13 protein-coding genes are annotated in these 18,884 nt (G+C 70.5%); 4 read left to right on the top strand and 9 right to left on the bottom strand.

From position 1 onward, the window contains the following. Window positions 1–82: 82 nt before the first annotated feature. Window positions 83–1,153 (top strand): TetR/AcrR family transcriptional regulator, encoded by a 1,071-nt coding sequence (locus ACZ63D_RS04160; protein ID WP_465352833.1) that lies wholly within the window; start codon window positions 83–85, stop codon window positions 1,151–1,153. A 106-nt stretch (window positions 1,154–1,259) separates the two neighbouring features. After that, entirely contained in the window at window positions 1,260–2,186 is a 927-nt protein-coding gene (locus tag ACZ63D_RS04155; protein WP_465352832.1) for an XRE family transcriptional regulator, read from the top strand. Between the two features lie 45 nt (window positions 2,187–2,231). Here the strand turns inward: ACZ63D_RS04155 and ACZ63D_RS04150 are convergent, their stop codons facing one another. From ACZ63D_RS04150 to ACZ63D_RS04125, 6 genes are all read right to left on the bottom strand, one after another. Further along, on the bottom strand, window positions 2,232–5,528 hold the full coding sequence (locus ACZ63D_RS04150) for a protease pro-enzyme activation domain-containing protein (protein ID WP_465352831.1): 3,297 nt from the start codon (window positions 5,526–5,528) through the stop codon (window positions 2,232–2,234). 176 nt (window positions 5,529–5,704) lie between these two features. After that, entirely contained in the window at window positions 5,705–6,865 is a 1,161-nt protein-coding gene (locus ACZ63D_RS04145; RefSeq protein ID WP_465352830.1) for an MFS transporter, read from the bottom strand. Window positions 6,866–7,130: 265 nt separating this feature from the next. Then, a complete protein-coding gene (locus ACZ63D_RS04140) occupies window positions 7,131–8,300 on the bottom strand; it encodes a S8 family peptidase (RefSeq protein ID WP_465352829.1) in 1,170 nt (389 codons plus the stop codon). A gap of 61 nt (window positions 8,301–8,361) precedes the next feature. Continuing rightward, on the bottom strand, window positions 8,362–8,832 hold the full coding sequence (locus ACZ63D_RS04135; protein WP_465352828.1) for a thioredoxin family protein: 471 nt from the start codon (window positions 8,830–8,832) through the stop codon (window positions 8,362–8,364). A gap of 10 nt (window positions 8,833–8,842) precedes the next feature. Further along, complete coding sequence (locus ACZ63D_RS04130) at window positions 8,843–10,525, bottom strand: cytosine permease (protein WP_465352827.1); 1,683 nt, start codon at window positions 10,523–10,525, stop codon at window positions 8,843–8,845. Then, a complete protein-coding gene (locus ACZ63D_RS04125; protein WP_465352826.1) occupies window positions 10,522–11,205 on the bottom strand; it encodes a tRNA-dependent cyclodipeptide synthase in 684 nt (227 codons plus the stop codon). Before ACZ63D_RS04125 ends, ACZ63D_RS04130 begins: the two co-directional genes overlap by 4 nt. Window positions 11,206–11,431: 226 nt before the next feature. On the opposite strand from ACZ63D_RS04125, the gene ACZ63D_RS04120 reads away from it, so the two are divergent. Further along, complete coding sequence (locus ACZ63D_RS04120) at window positions 11,432–12,385, top strand: LysR family transcriptional regulator (protein WP_465352825.1); 954 nt, start codon at window positions 11,432–11,434, stop codon at window positions 12,383–12,385. Next, on the top strand, window positions 12,361–13,296 hold the full coding sequence (locus ACZ63D_RS04115) for a LysR substrate-binding domain-containing protein (protein ID WP_465352824.1): 936 nt from the start codon (window positions 12,361–12,363) through the stop codon (window positions 13,294–13,296). Before ACZ63D_RS04120 ends, ACZ63D_RS04115 begins: the two co-directional genes overlap by 25 nt. 71 nt (window positions 13,297–13,367) lie before the next feature. On the opposite strand, the gene ACZ63D_RS04110 is transcribed toward ACZ63D_RS04115, so the two are convergent. From ACZ63D_RS04110 to ACZ63D_RS04100, 3 genes are all read right to left on the bottom strand, one after another. Then, complete coding sequence (locus ACZ63D_RS04110) at window positions 13,368–16,745, bottom strand: S8 family peptidase (RefSeq protein ID WP_465352823.1); 3,378 nt, start codon at window positions 16,743–16,745, stop codon at window positions 13,368–13,370. A 242-nt stretch (window positions 16,746–16,987) separates the two neighbouring features. Beyond that, on the bottom strand, window positions 16,988–18,211 hold the full coding sequence (locus tag ACZ63D_RS04105; protein ID WP_465352822.1) for an MFS transporter: 1,224 nt from the start codon (window positions 18,209–18,211) through the stop codon (window positions 16,988–16,990). Continuing rightward, on the bottom strand, window positions 18,208–18,846 hold the full coding sequence (locus ACZ63D_RS04100) for a GntR family transcriptional regulator (RefSeq protein ID WP_465352821.1): 639 nt from the start codon (window positions 18,844–18,846) through the stop codon (window positions 18,208–18,210). The genes ACZ63D_RS04105 and ACZ63D_RS04100 overlap by 4 nt, the downstream gene beginning before the upstream one ends. Window positions 18,847–18,884: the final 38 nt, after the last annotated feature.

Here is an 18,884-nt window from a genome sequence, read left to right as displayed (position 1 = left end):
CCTCCAGATGTTCTATTCAGATGATCTCATCATATGAATGATGGGGATATCTTGGCAAGGAAGCGGACCGGGAGGACTCACGATGGCGCGGCTGACCAGGGTGCAGACGCAGGAGCGCAACCGGGCGAAGGTGCTGGCCGCCGCCCGCGAGGAGTTCACCGAGCGCGGGTTCCGGGACGCCAAGATCGACGTGATCGCCGAGCGCGCCGAACTGACCCGCGGCGCGGTCTACTCCAACTTCCCCGGCAAACGCGCGCTCTACTTCGCCGTGCTCGCGGCGGAAGCGGAGCGGTTCGCCGCGCTGCCGCCCGCGCCGGACCCCGGTCTGACGCCCGCCGAGGCACTCGGCGCGTTCGCCCGCGCCTGGGTCGCCCGGCTGCCGCTGGCCACCGACCCGGACGCGCGCCTCGGCGTCGACCTGCTGCCGGAAATCCTCGCCGACGAACTCACCCACCGGCCGTACGCGCAATTGCTGCGGTTCGACGCGATCGTGCTCGGCCTGGCGCTGGAACGGCTTTCGCCGTCGTCCGGCCGGCTGGTGCGGGTGGCGGAAGCCGCGCTGACGACGCTCCACGGCGCGAGCCAGCTCGCGGCCGCGGCACCTGGTTTCGGGGAGCCGTTCCATGTTGTGCGCGTCTGCGAAGCGTTGCCGACGCTGGGGTTGGCCGACGCTTGGCCGGAGCCGCCGATCGTGCCGCAAGCGCGGGCGGCTGGGGAAACCTGGTCTCCGCCAGAGGTTTTCGATGCTCTGCGAGAGCGTCCGGCGCGCATCGACGGCGACGGAGTGGTCGCGGTGATCGGGCTGCACCGGCTGTCCGCGGTGGAGGAAGCCCTGCGCGCGGCCAAAGAGGTCACGCTCGTCGTGGTGACTGGACAGCCGGGGGAGCTGGTGCCGTTGACGAATCTGGTGCTGGCGGAGCTGCGCGGGTTGTTGAAGCGGTCCTGCCCGGAATCGGCGTGGCCGGACGTGCGGGTCGTCGTGGACGAAACCGGTGCGGTGGCTGCCGCGGCGGGAGTTTCGGCGGTGAGCGACGCGACCGAGACCGCGATCCGGGTCCACAATGGACGGATACTGCTGCGCGCCGAGGGCTACGGTGCGTGCCACGCCGCCGCGACCGGCTCCGTGCCAGCCGGGTCCGGGGAAAAGCGGTAACCGGCGCCGGAATCCGCCGCCGGGCCGCCTAGACCCTTCCGAGGTCGGTGGACAGGGCCGTCGCCGCGGCAGATAGTGGAGCGAAGATCGGCCGAAGGGAGCGACGATGGCCGAGATCGCTCCGGCGGCGCCGGTGGACCGGCAGTTGCGCAGCCTGCTGCGGCACGGCACGTTCGCGCAGGTCCTCGACCACGCGCTGAACATCCGGGGGCTGAGTCTCGAACAGGTCCGGCAGCGGCTCGCCAGGCAGGGGGTGCGGGTCAGCCGGGCGGCGCTGAGCTACTGGCGCCACGGCCGCAGCCGCCCGGAACGGGCTGAATCGCTGCGCGCCGTACGGGCCTTGGAGGCGGTGCTCGGCCTGCCGGCGGAATCGCTGGTTTCGCTGCTTGGGCCGCCTCGGCCGCGGGGAAGGGCGGCGGCGGCGGACCCGGGGGCCATAGACCGCACCCGGCTGTGGCCTGCCCACCGGCCGTTGCTGGCGGAGCTGGACCTGCCGCCGGACCACCTCGTGCGGCGGCTCGACGTGCACGAGCACCTGCGGGTCGACGAGCACCGGCGGCTGACCCGGGTGCACACCCGGCTGGTCGTGGAGGCCACCGCCGACCGGGTCGACCGGTGCGTGGTGTTCCTGTGGGCCGAACAGTCCGCCCCGGCATTGCCCGCCGACGTCCGCTACTGCCGTCCCGGTCGGGTCCGGATCGACCCGGACGCCGGGGCGACGGTCTGCGAACTGCTGCTGGACCAGCGGCTCGCGACCGGCGAGCGCAGCGTGCTCGAGTACACCGCGGTCTACCCGCCCGGCCCGGAACTGACCTTCTACCACCACCGGTTCACCCGCCCGGTGCGGCAGTACCTGCTGCAGGCGGAGTTCGCCGGCGCCCCGCCCGCCACCTGCGTGCCGTTCCGCCAGAACAGCGTGCAGGCGCCGCGGCGCCCCGGGCCTCCGCTGTGGATCGGCGCCTCCCGGACCGCGCACCTGGTGCTGACCGACGTCCGGCCGGGCATCGCGGGCCTGGCCTGGGAATGGGCTTGACCGGCGGTCTCCGGGAACCGCCGGTCGAGCCCCTCCCTCATCCGGTCAGTAGACGAACCAGGAGACCCGCGCGTTCCCCGCGGCGCCGGAGGTGTCGGTAGCGGTGATCGTCGAATCCCGCAGGCCCGAGGTGGTCTGCGGGTTTCCGGAGATCACGCCGGTGGCGCGGTCGATCGACAGCCCCGAAGGCAGTCCGGCGGCGCTCCAGGAATAGCTGCCGGTGCCGCCGGAGGCCCGCATCGCCAGGCGCACCGGCGTGCCGTGCGGCACGAACTGGAAGCCCGGGTCGGCCACGGTGACCGGGCCGGACGAACCGCCCTGCACGGTGAGCGTGAACGTGGTGTCGTGGCTCGCCGTGGCGTTCTTGCCGGTGATCGTCACCCGGTAGGTCCCCTGCGGGGTCGAGGCGCTGGTGGCGATCGTCAGTTTCGCCGAACCGCCCGCGTTGACCGACGCCGGATCGAACGCGGCACTCGCCCCGGTGGGCAGTCCGCTCGCGGACAACGCGATGTCCCCGCCCGAAGGCGTGCCGCCGATCTGCTGGTTGGCCCAGTCGCCCATCGAGCCCCACAGCTTGCCGTGCGCGTTGTAGGACGCGCAGTCGGTGCGCAGCCAGGAGAAAACGCCGTAGATCTTGCCGTTGTAGTAGTACGGCCCGCCCGAATCGCCTTGGCACAGGCCCTTGCTGCCGTCGCCGTAGCCGTCGCAGAACATGTACTGCGGCTTGAACACCGAGGAGTCGATGGTGCTGCAGTTCGAACCGTCCACGGTGGGCAGCACGACCTCGCGCAGCTTGGTGTTCTTGGTGGCGTCGTTGGCGTCGGTCTTGCCGTAGCCGATGGCCGTGCCCTGGGTGCCCAGCGGCAGGTCGTCGGCCGAGGACGCGATCTTCGGGTAGGTCATGCCCGCCGGAACGGGGATGTCGGTCTTGGTGAAGATGATCGCGACGTCGTTGCCGTTGCGCCAGCCCTGGTCGCTCTGCGGGCTGTAGTCCGGGTGGATCCGGAACTCCGCGATCTCGATCCGGGTGCCCTTGCTCGTGTCGTTCAGGTCGTCCCGCCCGTAGATCAGGTACTTCGGATCGCCGTCGGCGAACTTGCAGTGCGCGGCGATCAGCACGGCCCGCTTGGCGACCACGCTGCCGGTGCAGGACTGCTCCTGCGGGCGGACCCCGCCGGTGCGGTGCTCGGAAATGATGAACGGGTACTTGGCGACGGTGGTCGTCTGCCCGTTGATCACGCTCGGGGCCGCCGACGGCGCGGCGCCGTTCACCGCGGCCGTCGAGACGGTCGCGGTGGCGGACTGCCCGGCGTTGACGGTCGCCGAAGCCGGGTTGACGCTGATCGAGAAATCGCCTTGGCCGGAACCGTTGACGGTCAGCGCGACCGGGGTCGTGTGCGTGGCGTCCGAGGTTTTTCCGGTCACTGTCACGCTGGTCTGCCCTGGCGAGGCCGAGGACGACGCCGCGAGCGTGAGGGTGGACGTGCCGCCCGCGCTCACCGAGGGCGGGTCGAACGTCGCCGTGACCCCGGCCGGAAGCCCGCTCGCCGAAAGCGCGACGTCCTGTGCGCTGCCTTTGACGACCTTGGTGGTGATTTTCGCGGTCACCGACTTGCCCGGGCCGACGCTGACCGAGGCCGGGTCCGCGGCGAGGGAGAAGTCGTTGGCCGCGGGCGGAGCCGCGCCGTTGATCAGCGGGTCGGCGAGGTTGTCGCCCTGCATCGAACCCCAGCCGGTGCACAGGTCGTAGCCGGTGCCCGCGTCGTAGGTGCCGTTGTTGCCGGAGACGACGTCATGGAAGGCCGAGGAGTACTGCGTGGACTGGGCGATCGAGTACACCGTCGGGTTGATGGCGCCGAGGTTGCTCTTGCCCGAGCTTTTCGCCTTCTGGTTGACCATCGCGAGGTAACCCGCCCAGAGCGGGGAGGACAGGCTGGTGCCGCCGACGTCCTGCCAGCCGCCGTTCATGTACACCGAAAGCGCGCCCGCCCCGTAGTCGGCGTCGAGCGCGACATCGGGCACCGAACGGTACTTGCCGCTGCCCGGCTGCCATTCCGGTTTGCCGTAGACCGCCGAGTACCCGCCGCCGGACCGGGTGTTGCCAGTGCCGCCCTGGTTCCAGCACGACTCCGACTGGTAGGTTCCCGCGCTGTCGCTCGTCCGCAGCTGGGTGCCGCCGACGCCGGTGAACAGGGGGTCGCTGGCGGGATAGTCGGCCTGGACGGTGGAGTTGTCGCCGTTGTAGCCGCAGCCGGTGGCTCCCCAGTCCCCGGAGGCCGACAGCAGGGTCACGCCCTGGGCGACCAGCTGGGTGTAGGAGTCGTGCGACGCGGCGATCGGGTCGGCTTCGCATTTCTCGCCGAGCAGCCACGAGCCCGACAGGATCGTGATCGCGTTGTCGCTCGCGATCTTCGCCATCTCGTCGACCCAGGCTTTGTCGCTGTTGGGCGCCTCGTAGACGACCTGGCCCGCCCCGGGCGCGGTGGCCGCGACCGCCTGGATGTCCAGCGTCACCTCGAGCTGTCCGCTGCCCGGCTGGGAAACTCCGCCGTCCACGGGCACCACCCGGGGCTTGACCGAGGGCTGCTTGAAGTAGTCCGTCCAGGCGTCGATGTCGGACTGCTTGAACGAGTCGAACTCGATCAACCCGACCGTCTGCCCGGAACCGTCGTAGGAACCGGAAAGCTGCTTCATGCTGTAGGCGGTGCGGAACTGGGCGGGGGTGTAGCCGCCGCCCGGGCCGCCCGGCCCCGCCGGGGACGAGGCGCGATGCGCGACCGGCCGGTTCGTCAGGCCGGTGACAGCGCGCACGATTCCCGCGAGCGAGGCCGGCACGCTCGACGCGGATTCCCTGGCGTAGAAGTGCGTTCCGGCGGGGTCGGCGTAGTCGCCGAGCCGCGTGCCGAACGCCGCCTCGACCTGTCCGACGGTCCCGATCGCGTCGATGACCTGGCGGTTGGCGGAGACGTCGGTGACGCGCAGGCCCTGCTTCTCCAGGTACGCTTTCGCGGTGTCCACATCGGACGATCGCGGCGCGTAGCGGGCCGTGTAGTCGGCGCTGGACAGGAAATGCCGGTAGTCCGGCGAACGCGGATCGCTGACCGAGGCGACGAACTGGGCGAGCCCGGCTTCGTCGTGGGGCCGCAGCGACAGCGCGATCGGGATTTCCCGGTCGGTGTCGGTGGCGCCGAGACGCTGCGCGCCGGCCGGGGCGGCACCGGTGGGCGCCAGCGGTGTCCGAGACTCCTGTGCGGCAGCCGAGCCCGGTATCGCCAGGGCGGCCGTCAGGACGAGACCGGCCGCCGCGGCGGCCGGTCTCGTCCACGGGGAACGAGGGAGCACGATTCCTCCAGACTGGAGCGGAGAAGAAACAGCCGGCCAAGGCTAGCCGCGGCGGCGGTTTCTTAGATCGTGCTCGCTGAACGTTCGAGGATAGTCGACCGTAATTCTGAACGCGGTCGTTTTCCCTGCTCAGTGGAGGTATGCCGAAACAGTTTTCCACAGAATGGCGGGCCGGTTCACCGGCGGGGAAGCACGCGTCCGGAAAGGAAAACCGGCACGACCATCAGCGCGACGGCCGCCCAGGGCAACGCGCCGGGCGCGGTGCCGAGCACGATTCCTCCGATCAGCGCGCCGCCCGCGACAGCGCCGTTCCAGCTCGCGATGGTAAGCGACTGCGCGACGTCGGCCCGGCGTCCGGCCAGTACCGCGGTAACCGCTTGGAAAGAAGTCGGTGCACCGCCGAAAGCCAAGCCCCACAACGCGCTCGCGGCGAGCAACAGCACCGGCTCGCGGCCGCCGAGGACCAGTATCGCGAAACAACCGGCGGTGGCACCGGCGCAGCACGCCAGCACGGCGCGGGGATGCCGGTCGAGAGCGAGGCCGACCAGCCACAACCCGGCCACCGTGGCGACGCCGAACAGCAACAGGCCGGTGCTCAATAGAGCGAGATGGCCGCGACCGGCGTAAAACGGTCCGAGGTAGGTGTAGAACATGTTGTGCGCCAAGGAAAACGCGATCACCAGAAGCAGCAGCGGGCGCAGGCCGGGCGTGCGCAGCACGGTGCGGAGGCTTGTCCGGGTGCCTGGTTCCTCGCCGGACAGAGGCGGAACCACCGCCACGATCCACCACAGCAGCGGTGCCGCGACGAGTGCCATTCCGGCGAAAACCCAGCGCCAGCCGACGAGATCGCCGAGCGCCGCGCCTGCCGGGACGCCGAGCGCGAAACCGACCGGCGTGCCCGCCATGGCGACGGCGAGCGCGCGGCCGGACTGCCGCGCGGGCACGAGCCGCATGGCGTAGTTCGCCACCAGCGACCACAGAATCCCGGTGAGTGCCCCGGAAACCACCCGCGCGCCGAGCACGAGCGCGAACCACGGGGACAGCGCGACCGTCAGATTGGCCGCCACGAACCCGGCGACCAGCAGGAGCAGCAATTTCCGACGGGGCATCCGGGCCGACGCGGCGGTCAGCGGCAGCGCGGTGATCGCGGTGGTGACCGCGTACACCGTGACCAGCTGCCCCGCGGCGGCCGGGGAAACCCCGAGATCGGCCGCCGCCGGGAGCAGGATCCCGGCCGGGACGACCTCGGTCAGGCAGCCGAGGAACACCGAGGTGGCCAAGGCGAGCAGAGCGGGCAGGGGAAGGGCGGTGCGGCCGGGCGGCGCGGTGACGTCCATGGCGGGGTCCTTGGGGTCGTGGCGCCTGGCCGCGCCGGTGGAGCGGGAGGTGGTGCGACGCGTGGCCTGGGCTGGGGCGCTTTGAACGCGGGTCGTTCAGGTGCGTGATGGGGGCGCGGCCGGGCGGTGTCGGGGCACCCCGGCCGCGCCGGTCATGGAGTGGAGGTGGTGCGATGCGCGGCCAGCGTTGGCGTCGGCTACGCGCTTTGAACCCGGCGTCCAGGTGTGCGACTGGCCGGGTGCCAGGACACCCGGCCCGCCCCGGTTACGTGGTGTGCAGCAGCAGATTGTGCGATCCCTCGCCAGGATCGACCACCTTGTCCTTCGCCGCCGCGTCGGTCATCCCCTTGAGCACCTGGTCGGGCGTGGCGTCCGGGTGCTCGGACAGGTACATCGCGGCGACTCCGGCCGCTTCCGCCGAAGCGATCGACGTCCCGGAAACCACGCTGGACGCGCAGTCGCCGCCGTTGCCGGCGGTCCGGATGTCCTTGCCGGGCGCGTAAAGGTCCACGCAGCTGCCGAAATTCGACGACGGAACCCGGTGGTCGGCCGGATCGGTCGCTCCCACGGTGATCCCGGTGGTCTGCCGGGCGGGCGTGACGTCGCAGGCGTTCACCCCGGCGCCGCCGGAGCCGTTGCCCGCGGCGACGGTGTAGGCGAGGCCGTTCTGGGTCATCTTGTAGAGCTGGATGTCGAGGACCGTGCCGCTGGGGCCGGCGAAGCTGAGGTTCAGCACGGCCGGGCGCTGCGCGTTGAGGTTCACCCAGTCCAAAGCGGACAGGATCTGCTCGGACGTGCCCTTGCCGTCGCAGCCGAGGGTCCGCACCGATTCGACCGAAGCCTCTTTCGCGACCCCGTAGCGGCGGCCCGCGATGGCGGCCGCGACCTGGGTGCCGTGGCCGTTGCAGTCCGAGCCGCTCAGGTCTTCGTCCGGATCGACGGCGTCGTACGCGGCGTGCGCGCGGCCGTCGAAGTCGTGGTGGCTCGTGCGCACTCCGGTGTCGAGCACGTACACGTGCACGTTCGGCGCGGTGTTCGGGTAGGTGTAGCTGCCGTCGAGCGGGAGGTCGGTCTGGTCGATCCGGTCCTGTCCCCACGAAGGCGGGTCCTCCTGGGTTCCGGCGGCGGTGTAGACCTGGTTGTCCCCGACGGTGGTGACCGCGGCGTCGGTCAGGTACTTGTCGTGCTGCTCCCGGGTCGCGGAAAGGGAAAACGCTTGCGAGACCGAGTAGTAGACCCGGCGCAGCGTGCCGCCGTACTTGGCGATCAGCGTGTTCGCGGCGGCGGTGACCTTGTCCTTGTCTTTGTCCATCGGCTTGAGCCGCACGATGTACACCGCGGTGTCGCCCGGCGAAGCGGAGGCGGCCATCGGCACCGAGCCAGCCGCGATGGTGAGAAGCGCCGCCAGCACGACGGCTTTCGGGGTGCGTTTCATGGTCGTCCCTTCGGGGAGCCTCCGCCGGGATCTGGGGGCTTCCCGGCGGAGGCGGGCGGGGTCAGAGGTTGTTCAGCCAGGTGCGCAGGTCGTCGGGGCCGCTGCCCTCGTCGAAGCCGACCACCCGGCTGCCCTTCTCCTGACCGCTGGAGACGTCGATCAGCGTGGGGATGTACTCGATGCCGTACTTGTCGGCGATGTCCTTGTTCTGGCCCTGCTCGCTCAGGTCCACCTTCGCCCAGATCCACTTGCCGTTGTCGGCCGCGTGGTATTTCTCCAGGTAGGGAGCCATCTTCTGACAGGGGCCGCACCAGCTGGCGTAGAAGTCCAGCACCACCGGCTTGGTCTTGGACATCTCCATCACCTGGTCGTAGTTGGCCGAGGTGACGTCGATGACGGTCTCGTCCTGCGGGGCCAGCGAGACGGAGGACGCCGGGAGCTGCTCGGCGTTCGCCGGGGCCGCCGCGGCTCCGCCGAGGACCCCCGCCGTGATCGCCGCGACGGCCGCGAACATCCGGATTCTGGTTCCCATCTTCTCTCCTCTATTCGGGGTGGTTGACCGGAACCGGCGCGGGACGCGCCGGGGCTTCGGGGGCGGGACCGGTTTCGGTGGGAAGCCCGGCTCCGGCCCAGTCTTCGATTCCTTCGCGGTACTTGCGGACGTCGCGGTAGCCGAGCTCGAGCAGCCGGGCTCCGACGAATTCGCTGTTGCGGCAAGGGGTGTTGGCGCAGTAGACGACGATCGCCGCGGTTTTGTCCGGGACCACCGACGGGGCGTATTCGTCGGTGAACCGCGCGGCCTGCTCGTAGGGGAAGCCCGGGATGTTGCGGGCGCCGGGCAGGTGTTCGCGGGCGTAGTAGTCGGGCGGCATGGTGTCGACGACGATCACCGTGCCCTCGTCCATCGCGGTTTTCAGCTCTTCGCGGCCGATCAGCGGCAGCATGCCGGTTCCTCCCGTGTCCCGGCGGCGGGTCAGCAGGCCCGCCGCGACGTAACTGGCGAACGCCACGACCACCGAGTTGATCGTGGGAATCCCGAAATCGAAGACGAGCGCGAACGCCGTCCCGAGCGCCCAGCTGACCAGCGCGGCCGGCGCCCAGTCGCGCCCCGCGACCGCCTCGCCCCGGCGCAGGGCGGCGAAAACGGGACGGCACCGGCGAAGCACGAAGTACTCCGCGATCAGCACCCCGGCCACCGGCGGGGTGAGCACCCCGACCGCGGTCAGGAATCCGGCGAAGTGGTCGGCGATGCCGAGCGCGGACGCCGCCGTGCCGAAGACCCCGAGCACCAGTACCACGTGCACCCGGCGGACTTTCCGGTCGAACAGCACGTCGACGACGTTGACCAGGCCGAGCGAGGACGAGTACAGGTTCCAGTCGTTGATCTTGAGGATCGCGGTGGCCAGCACCAGCGTGCCGAGCACTCCCGAGGACGAGGTGACGATGCCGACGACGTCCGGCGTCGCGGCGGCGTGTGCGAGCAGCACGCCGATCAGCCCGATCAGGTACTCCCCGAGCGTCACGCTGAGCACGGTCTGCTTGACCACGTCGCCGCGGGTGCGGTTGAACCGCGTCATGTCCGGGGTCATCAGCGCGCCGAGAATGAACGCCCCGGACACCAGCGTGGTCGCCGCGCCGAGCGACAGCGGCGGTCCTGGCGGGGGAGCGGAGATCAGGGCCGGGAGCGAATGCGCGTGCAGTGCGTCCAGCACCGAATACCCTGCCAGGACAAGGAAAGCGGGCACGGTCAGATAGGCGGTCCAGGCCATCAGGCGGAAGCCGTAGACGGTGATCACGGTGATCACCAGCCCGCCGAGCAGCGCCCAGGCCCATTCCGGCAGCGCGCCGCCGAGGGTGTGCATGCCGTGCGCGAACACCCCGTTCTGCACGCCGAACCAGCCCGCGAGGCTGATCGCCACCAGCAGGCCGACCAGCGCGGATCCCTTCCGGCCGAACCCGGCCCAGCGGGCCAGCACCGAGGTGGACAGTCCTTCCCGCACCCCGGCGATGCCGAGCAGCACGGTGATGACCTCCAGCAGCGCCGAACCGATCGTGATGGCCAGCACCGCGTTCCAGAACGTCATGCCGTAGCCCAGCAGCGCGCCGACGATGAACTGCTGGAACGACGAGACCTGCCCGAACCGCTGCACCGCGACCGAGGGCCAGGACCGGCGGGCGGCGTCCGGGACCCGGGTCAGCGAATAGTCGTCGTGGCGGTCGCTCATCGGCCGGTCGCTTCCAGCGCGGCTTCGGCGACCACCAGGAAACCCTGGCCGTCGTGGGGCCGGAACGCGAATTCCCGGTCGAAGAACTTCCGCAGAAACGGCACCCGCTGGTGGTAGACGAACATCGACCGCGGATTTCCGGTGATGAGCCCGGAACCGGCGAACAACGGGAGTTCGGCGAGAAAGTAGCGCACCGCGAGCCGCAGCGCCCGCTCGTCGGGCACGTTTCCGGTCTTGCCCTGCAGCACCCAGGTGGAAGCGCCGTAGCAGGCGGAACGGAATGCGCGGTCGGTTTCGAAGTGGTTTTCCGCCTCGGCCAGCAGCCGCCGATAGGCGGGCAGTTCGCGCAGCCGTGCCATGCCGAGGATCCGGCTCTCCGGATCGGGCACGTCCAGCGCCCGCAGCGCGGCGGCGATCTTGTTGTGCACGTGGCAGGACTGCCGGTGCGCCTTCTGTTTCGCCCTGGCCGGCGGATATCCGAGCGCTTCGAGCGTGTAGGCGGTGACCTCGTCCGGCACGAAAAAGCAGAACTCGGCGAAGTGTTCCGCGGTCCACGCGGCGAGCCGGGTCAGCCGTTCCGCGGTGAAATAACCGTTGAACGGGCTCACCCCGACACAGGCGTGCCGGACTTCCGGATACAGGCGGGCGCAGCCGGAAGACAGCGGAGTCGCGTCGAACATGAGAACTCTCCACCTTTCCTCGTCTCGATTCCGCGTTTTCTCCCGGCGGGGCGGGACTGGTGCGGATCACTGTGCCGGGATCGAAGCGGCACGGGTAATGCCTGCCGGTTATGCCGTCGCGGGACGGCGAAGGCCCATTCGGAAAGAGGATTTCCTACTTTGGTCGGGCGATCGCCACACTTTCGCCGGTGCACTCGCCGCGGGAGAAGACATATCGTGGACTTTCGTGGAGTTGGAACTGAAGCATTTGCGCCACCTCCAGGCGATCGCGAAAGCGGGCAGCCTCAACCGCGCCGCCGTCGAACTGGTGCTGCCGCAGCCCGCGCTCAGCCGCGAACTGCGCAGGATCGAGGAGCTGCTCGGCAGGCCGCTCTTCGAACGCGCCCGCGCCGGGGTGCGGCCCACGCCGTTCGGGCGGTTGATCCTCGACTACGCGGACGGGATTCTCGCGCGCACCGCCCGGATCGGGCCCGCTCTCGCGCAGCAGGGCGCCCAGCGCGCCGGCGCGTTGCGGGTCGGCTGGTCGGAAACCCCGCTGTCGGGCTCATTGCTCCGCGCGCTGGAGACAGCCGGGCTCGGCGACCGGGCGGAGATCCGGACCGCCGAATCGACCGCGGAGATGATCGGCTGGTTCGGCCGCGGCGAACTCGATCTCGCCGTGCTGTCCGAGCAGTGCGAGGTGCCGCTCCCGGCGAACACCGGCCGGATCGACCTCGCCGAGGACCCGCTGCTGATGATGCTCCCGGACTGGCATCCGCTCGCCGCCCGGCATTCGGTGGACCTGGCCGAGCTGGAACACGAGCGGTGGATCTCCTCGACCGGGCCGGACCGCTGCCGCGAGTTCCTGGCCCGGGTCTGCGGCCCGTACGGGTTCGCCCCGGTGATCGCGCATCATGTGCCGGTTTCCGGCCCGCGCGACGAGATCGTCCGCTACCAGGGCGACGTGACGCTCATCCAGTCCTCCCGCCCGCTGGCCCCGGGGGTGGTGCACCGGCCGGTCCCCGATCTGCGGATGCGGACCAGCCATTTCCTGCTTTACCGCGAGGACAGTCCGGTCGCCGCGCGGACAAGCCTGCTGGCCGGTCTGGTCCTCGACGCCTACCACGACGAGCGCGGCGCCTGCGAGCTCCCGCGGGCGATTCCGAAAGAACTGCCGTGGCTGACGGCCCGGACAAGCTGATCCGCCCGGACCTCGAACTGCGCCAGCTGAAACTGGTGGTCGCGGTCGCCGAGGCGGGCAGCGTGGCCGCCGCGGCGGCGGTGCTCGGCAGCACCCCGGCCAAGCTCGCGCTGCGGATCAGGCGGCTGGAGCGGATGATCGGCGCCGAGCTGCTGGCCGCGGAACCGGGCGGGAAGCTGTTCACCGAAACCGGCGAGCTCCTGCTCGAACACGCCTCGGTCGTGGTGCCGCAGTTCGATCGGATGCTGACCGCCGCCCGCGCCGGCCTCCAGCGGTCCGCCGCCCGGATCCGGATCGGCGCGGTGCCGACGCCCGTGCTGCCGCGGCTGATCCGCGAGGTGGGCCGCCGCAATCCCGAGGCCGAACTGGCGGTCCGGACTGGCGAATCGGCCGCGGAGCTGGCCGGAGCGCTGCTTCGCGACGAGCTGGACCTCGGGGTGCTGCGGCAGGACGCCGTGCGGGAACACGCGGCCCTCGAATGGGTTTCGGTAGCCACGGAACCGCTGATGGTCGGTATCCCTGCCGGACACCCGCTAGGCGTTCCGGACTCGCTCACCCCGGCCGCGCTGTCCGGCCAGCGATGCGTGCTCCTCGACCAGTCGGTGCAGCCGCGGACGCGCGCGCTGCTCGCGGCCTTCGCCGACGCCGGTGCCGATCCGCGGCTCTGCTACGCCGAGAGCGACTGGGCGGCATTGTGTCTTGGTTACGGCACCGGAATCCTGACCGTGACAGCTCCGCCGACGACACCGATGCCGGACACCGCCTACCGCCCATTGCATTGCGCGGCAACGAATTCGACTCTGGTGCTCTCCTGGGCGCAGGACGGGCCGCTCGCCCGCTGCATCCCGCGGGTCCGCGCGGAGGTGACGCGCGCGCACGCCGAATACCTCCGCGCGCTCGTGCACGCCTGACCCGATCGCGAATACGCAAGGGCCGTTCGGGGAGAAACGAATTCTCCCCGAACGGCCCTCAGTGCGGAGCGTCAGCCGATGCGGTAGCTGTACGGCAGAGTCGCCAGCACCTCACCGGTTCCGACCTGCGGCAGACCGGTCACGCCGGTCGGCAGCGAAGGCACGGTCACGATGTTCAAGTGCCCGGCCACCTTGTCGCCGCGGTTGCCCGACGGCGTGATCGTCACCAGGATGGTCGCGGTCTCGCCCGGCTTCACCAGCTGCGGCGTGCCGCCGGTGCCGTTCGGGTCCACCGACTGGCCGTACGGGTCGCCGGTCGACGAGGTCACCGAGCCGTCGAAGCCCGCGGTCTGGATCGACGCCGTGTAGCTCGAATGCCCGGCGGGCGCGCCCTCCGGACCGAACGGGCCGATCTCCTGCACGTCGGCGTACCAGACGCCCTTGGTGACGTACCCGGTCTTCTCGCCGATCGTCGCGACCGACACCGTGCTGCCGTTCTGCGCGGACTTCAAGTCGCCGAGCACGTCGATGCCCGCCGCCGAACCCTGGATTTCCGCCTGCGCGGGCACGGTCGAGGACGTCGCGACGGTGAACTTGCTCGTCTCCGGCGGGATCGAGTACACCGGCGCGTTCGCGTTCAGCTCCGGCAGATCGACCTCGGTCGACCCCTGGATCGGCTGCGGCTGCAGCGTTTGCCGGGCGTTCGTGCGCGCGTCGACGCCGATGGCGATCGGCTCGATCCCGGTGTTGCGCACCGTGACCGGCACGGTCACGGCTTTGCCCGCGGCGAGCGACGCGGACTGCGGCAGCGCGGGTGCGCTGGCCGAGGCCTGGTCGAAGCCGACGGTGCCGGTGAACGGCTGGTCGATTTGCTTGCCGGTCACCGGGTTCTGCACGACGAGCACGAGGTGCCAGCGGCCCGGCAGCGGGTTCGCGTCGACGAGCTGCAGCCCGGTGCCCTGCCCCAGCGTGGTGGCCGAGGTGAGGAAGGCGTTGCTGTTCACGTCGGCGAGTTCGCCGTTCGGGTCGACCAGGACGCCGTCGAGCAGCGTGCCCGGATCCTGCAGCTTCACCGCGACGTCGAGGTCCCGCTTGCCGCGCGGCACGTCGAACTCGTAGGAGAACGTCTGCGCGGGCGACACGGCGCGGGCGTTGCCGCCGGTGATCGTGCCGCTGAACGTGCCAGGGCCGTTCTTCGTCGGGATGAGCGCGCGCAGCACGGCCGACACGGAGGTCTGGTGGCCGTCGGAGCTGCCGAAGGTGATCGAGTAGTCCGCGTCGCCGCCGCTGCTCGGGGTCTGCAGCGAAACGTGCACCGGCTTCGTCTGGCCTGGCTTGAGCTCCAGGATCTGCGGCGACACCTGGCCGTACGGGACGGTGCGCTGCGCGGTGGTCGCGAGCTGGATGTCACCGGTGTAGCCGGCCTGTCCGGACGCCGAGTACAGCACCGCGGTCCACGTGCCCGCGACCGGTCGCGTGACGTCCACGTTGGCGTAGTTCGCCGTCGCGGCCCCGCCCTGCGGACGGCTGTTGGCGACGAAAGTGCCGTCCGGCGCGAGCAGCGTCAGCCGCACCACCGGGGTGACCGACTGGCCGTTGACCGTCTTCGGGCTGCCCTGCCACGCCATCCGCGCCAGCAACCGCTGCGCGCCGTTCGGCACGGAGAACGTGACCTTCTTGTATGCCCAGTTCGTGCCGTTGAAATACGGGAACGTCGGCAGCTTCGCCGCGTCGAACGCGGTGGTCTGCGTCTGCGTGCCCATCGGCGCGAACGTCCGCGCGCCGGTGCTGACCGTCAGCGGCTTGGTGCCCGAGTTGGTGACGTTCACCGACGCCTGCTGCATGCTGCCCGGGGCGCCTTCCAGCGTCAGCTGGTCGGCCGACAGCGTGATGTTCGACGAGACGCCCGCCGGGGCACCGGTCGAGCCCGGGGCGGTGAGCGCCGCTTCGACCGCCGCACGAGCGTCGAGAAGGCCAGCGCCTTGCTCGTCGGCCGGGAGGTTGAGGTCGCGCGCGGTGCTGGTGATGATCTGCTTCACCTGCGCGGGCGTCGGCGACGCGCCGCGGTGTGCGTTGCGGTAGCTCTGGATCACCAGCGCGGCCACGCCCGCGGTCAGCGGCGCGGATTCACTGGTGCCGCCGAAGGATTCGAGGTCGGTCGGCTGCGGGACGGTGTTGAAGTTGCGGCATTCCGCGTACGCCGGGGAGCAGTCGGCCCAGTTGCCCTCGCCGGGCGCGACGAGGTCGATGGTGCGGCCGTTCTGCGTGATGCCGGACGAGGACAGCGCCGAGATGTTGTCGCTCACCCATTTCCCGTTGGAGAACGGGAAAGCCGCGTACCCGGTCTGCGCGTACAGCCGGTTGTCGGTCGTCGCGCCGGCGGAGATCACCAGGGGGTCGGTGGCCGGGCTGCCGATCGTGGACGTGGTGCCCGCGTCGCCGCTGGAGGCGGTCACCGTGACGCCCGCGGCCACGGCCTGGTCGTTGAAGACCTGGAACAGGTTGCGGGAGCTGGAATCCGGGTACTGGTTGAGGCCGAGCGACTCGTTGATCACGTCGACGTGGTCGACGGTCACCGCGTAGTCGATCGCCTGCAGCACCGCGGAGTTCGTCGCGGTCTTGCCGAAGACGTTCAGCCCGACCAGGCTCGCGCCCGGCGCGACGCCCTTGACGACGATGTTGCAGCCCGCCGGGAGCGGGTGCTTTTCGTTCACGAACTTCGACAGGTCGTGCACCACGACGCCCTGCGCGGCGATCGAGGAAGCGTCGCCGAACGCCTCGGCCCCGGCGTCGGTCGTGTTCGGACCGTCGCCGGAGAAGTCCTGGTAGTCCGAGAACACGTGGCTGCCGTCGGGGCGGATGAAGTCGGCGTAGTTCGGGTCCATGTTGTCGGCCAGGAACGCAACCTTGACGCCGGCTCCGTTGGCCAGATCGGACGCGCTCTTCCCGCCGGTGGTGCTGTACGCGCGGATCGAGGTCAGCGCTTCGGGCTCCAGCAACGGTTTCGCCGGGTCGCTCGGGCAGGTCGCGTTCGGCGTGGCCTGCGCGGCGGCCGGTCCGCCCGCCTTCGGCGCGGCGGCCGGAGCGCTCGGCTTGGCGTCCGGCAACGTCACCTTGCTGTCCGGCAGCACCTGCGCGACCGCCGGGTCGTGCGCGAGCTGGGCGGCCTGCGCGGGCGTGACGGTGGCGGAGAAAGCGTTGCCCAGTGCGAAATGCTTGACCTTGGCCGGTGCCGCGCCGGTGAGCTTGGCGAGCACCGAATCCTGTTGCTGGGTGGCTTGGGCGCGGCGGGCGCCGGAGGCCGCCTTGGTGGGCGGCGCGCTGGGCAGCTGGTCCGCGAGGACCACGATCACCGATTGCGGCGCGGTGTCGGCCGCCGCCCCGGCCGGCGCGGCAGCCTGGGCCGGCTGGGTGGCCCCGGCCAGCACCAGACTGCCGGTCGCAGCCATGACCAGGGCGCGAACGGATCGCGAGGAACGCCCCATGTGCGATTCCCACTTCCTGCTAGAAGGGTTCGTGAGTTACCGGCCCCGACGAAATCGGGCGCATTGGTGCCGCGCTCGATTTCCCGGCCTCTGAACTCTTTCCGACTCCCGCACGATCCACAAGCGACAATAGTGGGAAAGAAATCCGGCAAACGGGACCGAATTTCCGCGCGGTCGCGCATTCGGTCCCGTTTGCCGGAATCGGGTCAGTCCTGGGGAAGGTGCCGGCGCGAGTGTCGGGACACCACAAGGGTTCCGGCGACGGCGACCAGTGCGACGCAGGCGAGCAGCACCGGGTAGTCCGCTACTCCGTTCAGTGCCGCTAAAAGTGACGGCAAGAGGAATCCGACATACGCCAGCGCGTAGTACACGCCGGTGAGTTCCGCGATTTCGCCGGGCCGGGCGAGACGTTGCAATTCGAGCAGTCCGGACACCACGACGATGCCGTAAGCGGTTCCCAGCACCACTGCGGCGCCGAGTGCGAGCCACGGCGATTCCTGTGCCGCCGCGAAGACGCTCAAAACGAGACCGGCGCACAGCACGATCATCCCGGTGAGCACGGCCCGCGCGCTGGTAGCCCGGTCGACACGCTTGGCGATCGGCTGAATGCCGACGCCCGCGCCGATCGCGCAGACGGTGAGCAAAGTGGAGTAGGCCAGCGCCCACGACCCGGTCCGGTGCTCGACGAGCTGCGGCAGGATCGCATACGCCACGCCGCACGAACCGAAGATCCACGGCGCCGCGGGCAGGATCACCCGGCGGAATCGCGGATGCCGAGCCGTGGCGGGCAACGCGGCGCGCACCGAATCGGTCCGGACAGTGAGCGTTTCCGGACTGCGCGTGACCGCGGCCAGCGAGACCAGCGCGAGTCCGATGTGGACCAGATAGGGCAGCACCATCGGCCACGGTCCCCACTGCGCGAGCACTCCGGCGACGCCAGGGCCGATGCCGAGGCCGAGCGTCAGGCACAGCGCGGCGCGGCGGGTGCCGAGATCGGCCGCGCTGTACGGATCGGCGTCGGCGAGTTCCTTGATCCAGGTGGAACCGACGGCCATCGCGACCGCGACTGCGATGCCGGCGAGGAACCGGCCGGCGGCGATCCACGCCACGCCGAGCGGGCCGAGTGCCAGCAGCAGGCTGGCCAGCAGCGAGAGCACCGTCCCGGCGAACATCACCGGACGGCGACCGTACCGATTGGACAGTCCGCCGGAGAGCAGCAGTCCCGGCACGAGGCCGACGACGTAGGCGCCGAGCAGGGCGTCGACGGTGAACGCGGAATAGCCCGCGGCGTGGTACATCACGAGCAGCGGGGTGAACTGGTTGCCGCCCCAGCCGCACGCGAACACCGCCGCGGCGGCCGGGAACCAGGCCGGGCGTGCGGTCGTCTCGGGTGTTTCGGGCAGGGGAGAGCGATCGGCAGTGGTGGTCATCGACGGTGCACCGAATCCAGGTGTGCTCGCAGGGCCGGGGCGAAGGCGTCGGCCTTCGTCTCGGCCGCCGCGATGATGGTGAGCAGTTCTTCGTGCTCGCCGACGACCTGCGGCAGCCGGGCCGGGATCGGCGCGAGCGCGTGGACGTTCATCCGGCGCTGCCGGTCGGCGAGCGTGGTGTAGAAGCCGAGCAGCAAGGTGTTGCCGCCGGCCGCGACGATCGTCCGGTGGAACAGTTCGTCGGCTTCGGCGAACGCGGGCACGTCGCCCGCTTCCGCGTGCCGGCGCTGGGTGTCCAGCACCGCGCGCAGCTGGTCGAGCGCGGCCGGGATCAGCTCCGGGCGGCGGCCCAGCCGGTGCACCGCGGCGCTTTCGACGGCCTCGCGGGCTTCGAGCACGTCCTCGGCCTCGCCGGGCGTGATCGGCACGACGATCGCGCCGCGCTTCGGGATCAGGTTGAGCAGCCCCTCGACCTGCAGCCGCAGGAACGCCTCGCGTACCGGAGTCCGGCTTACCCCGAGCCGCTCGGCGATCTCGCCCTCGCTGAACAGGTGCCCACCGGGCAGTTCGCCGGTGAGCACCAGTTCCTTGGTGAGCTCGTAAGCGCGGTCGGCGGCGGGTTTCACGGCGTTCACGGCTGAGACGCTAGCATGCGTACCACGTTGTATCTAAG

The organism is Amycolatopsis sp. NPDC104775, assembly GCF_055583325.1.
The sequence above is the reverse complement of the archived record's forward strand: the minus strand, read 5'-3'. Positions and strand labels throughout refer to the sequence as shown.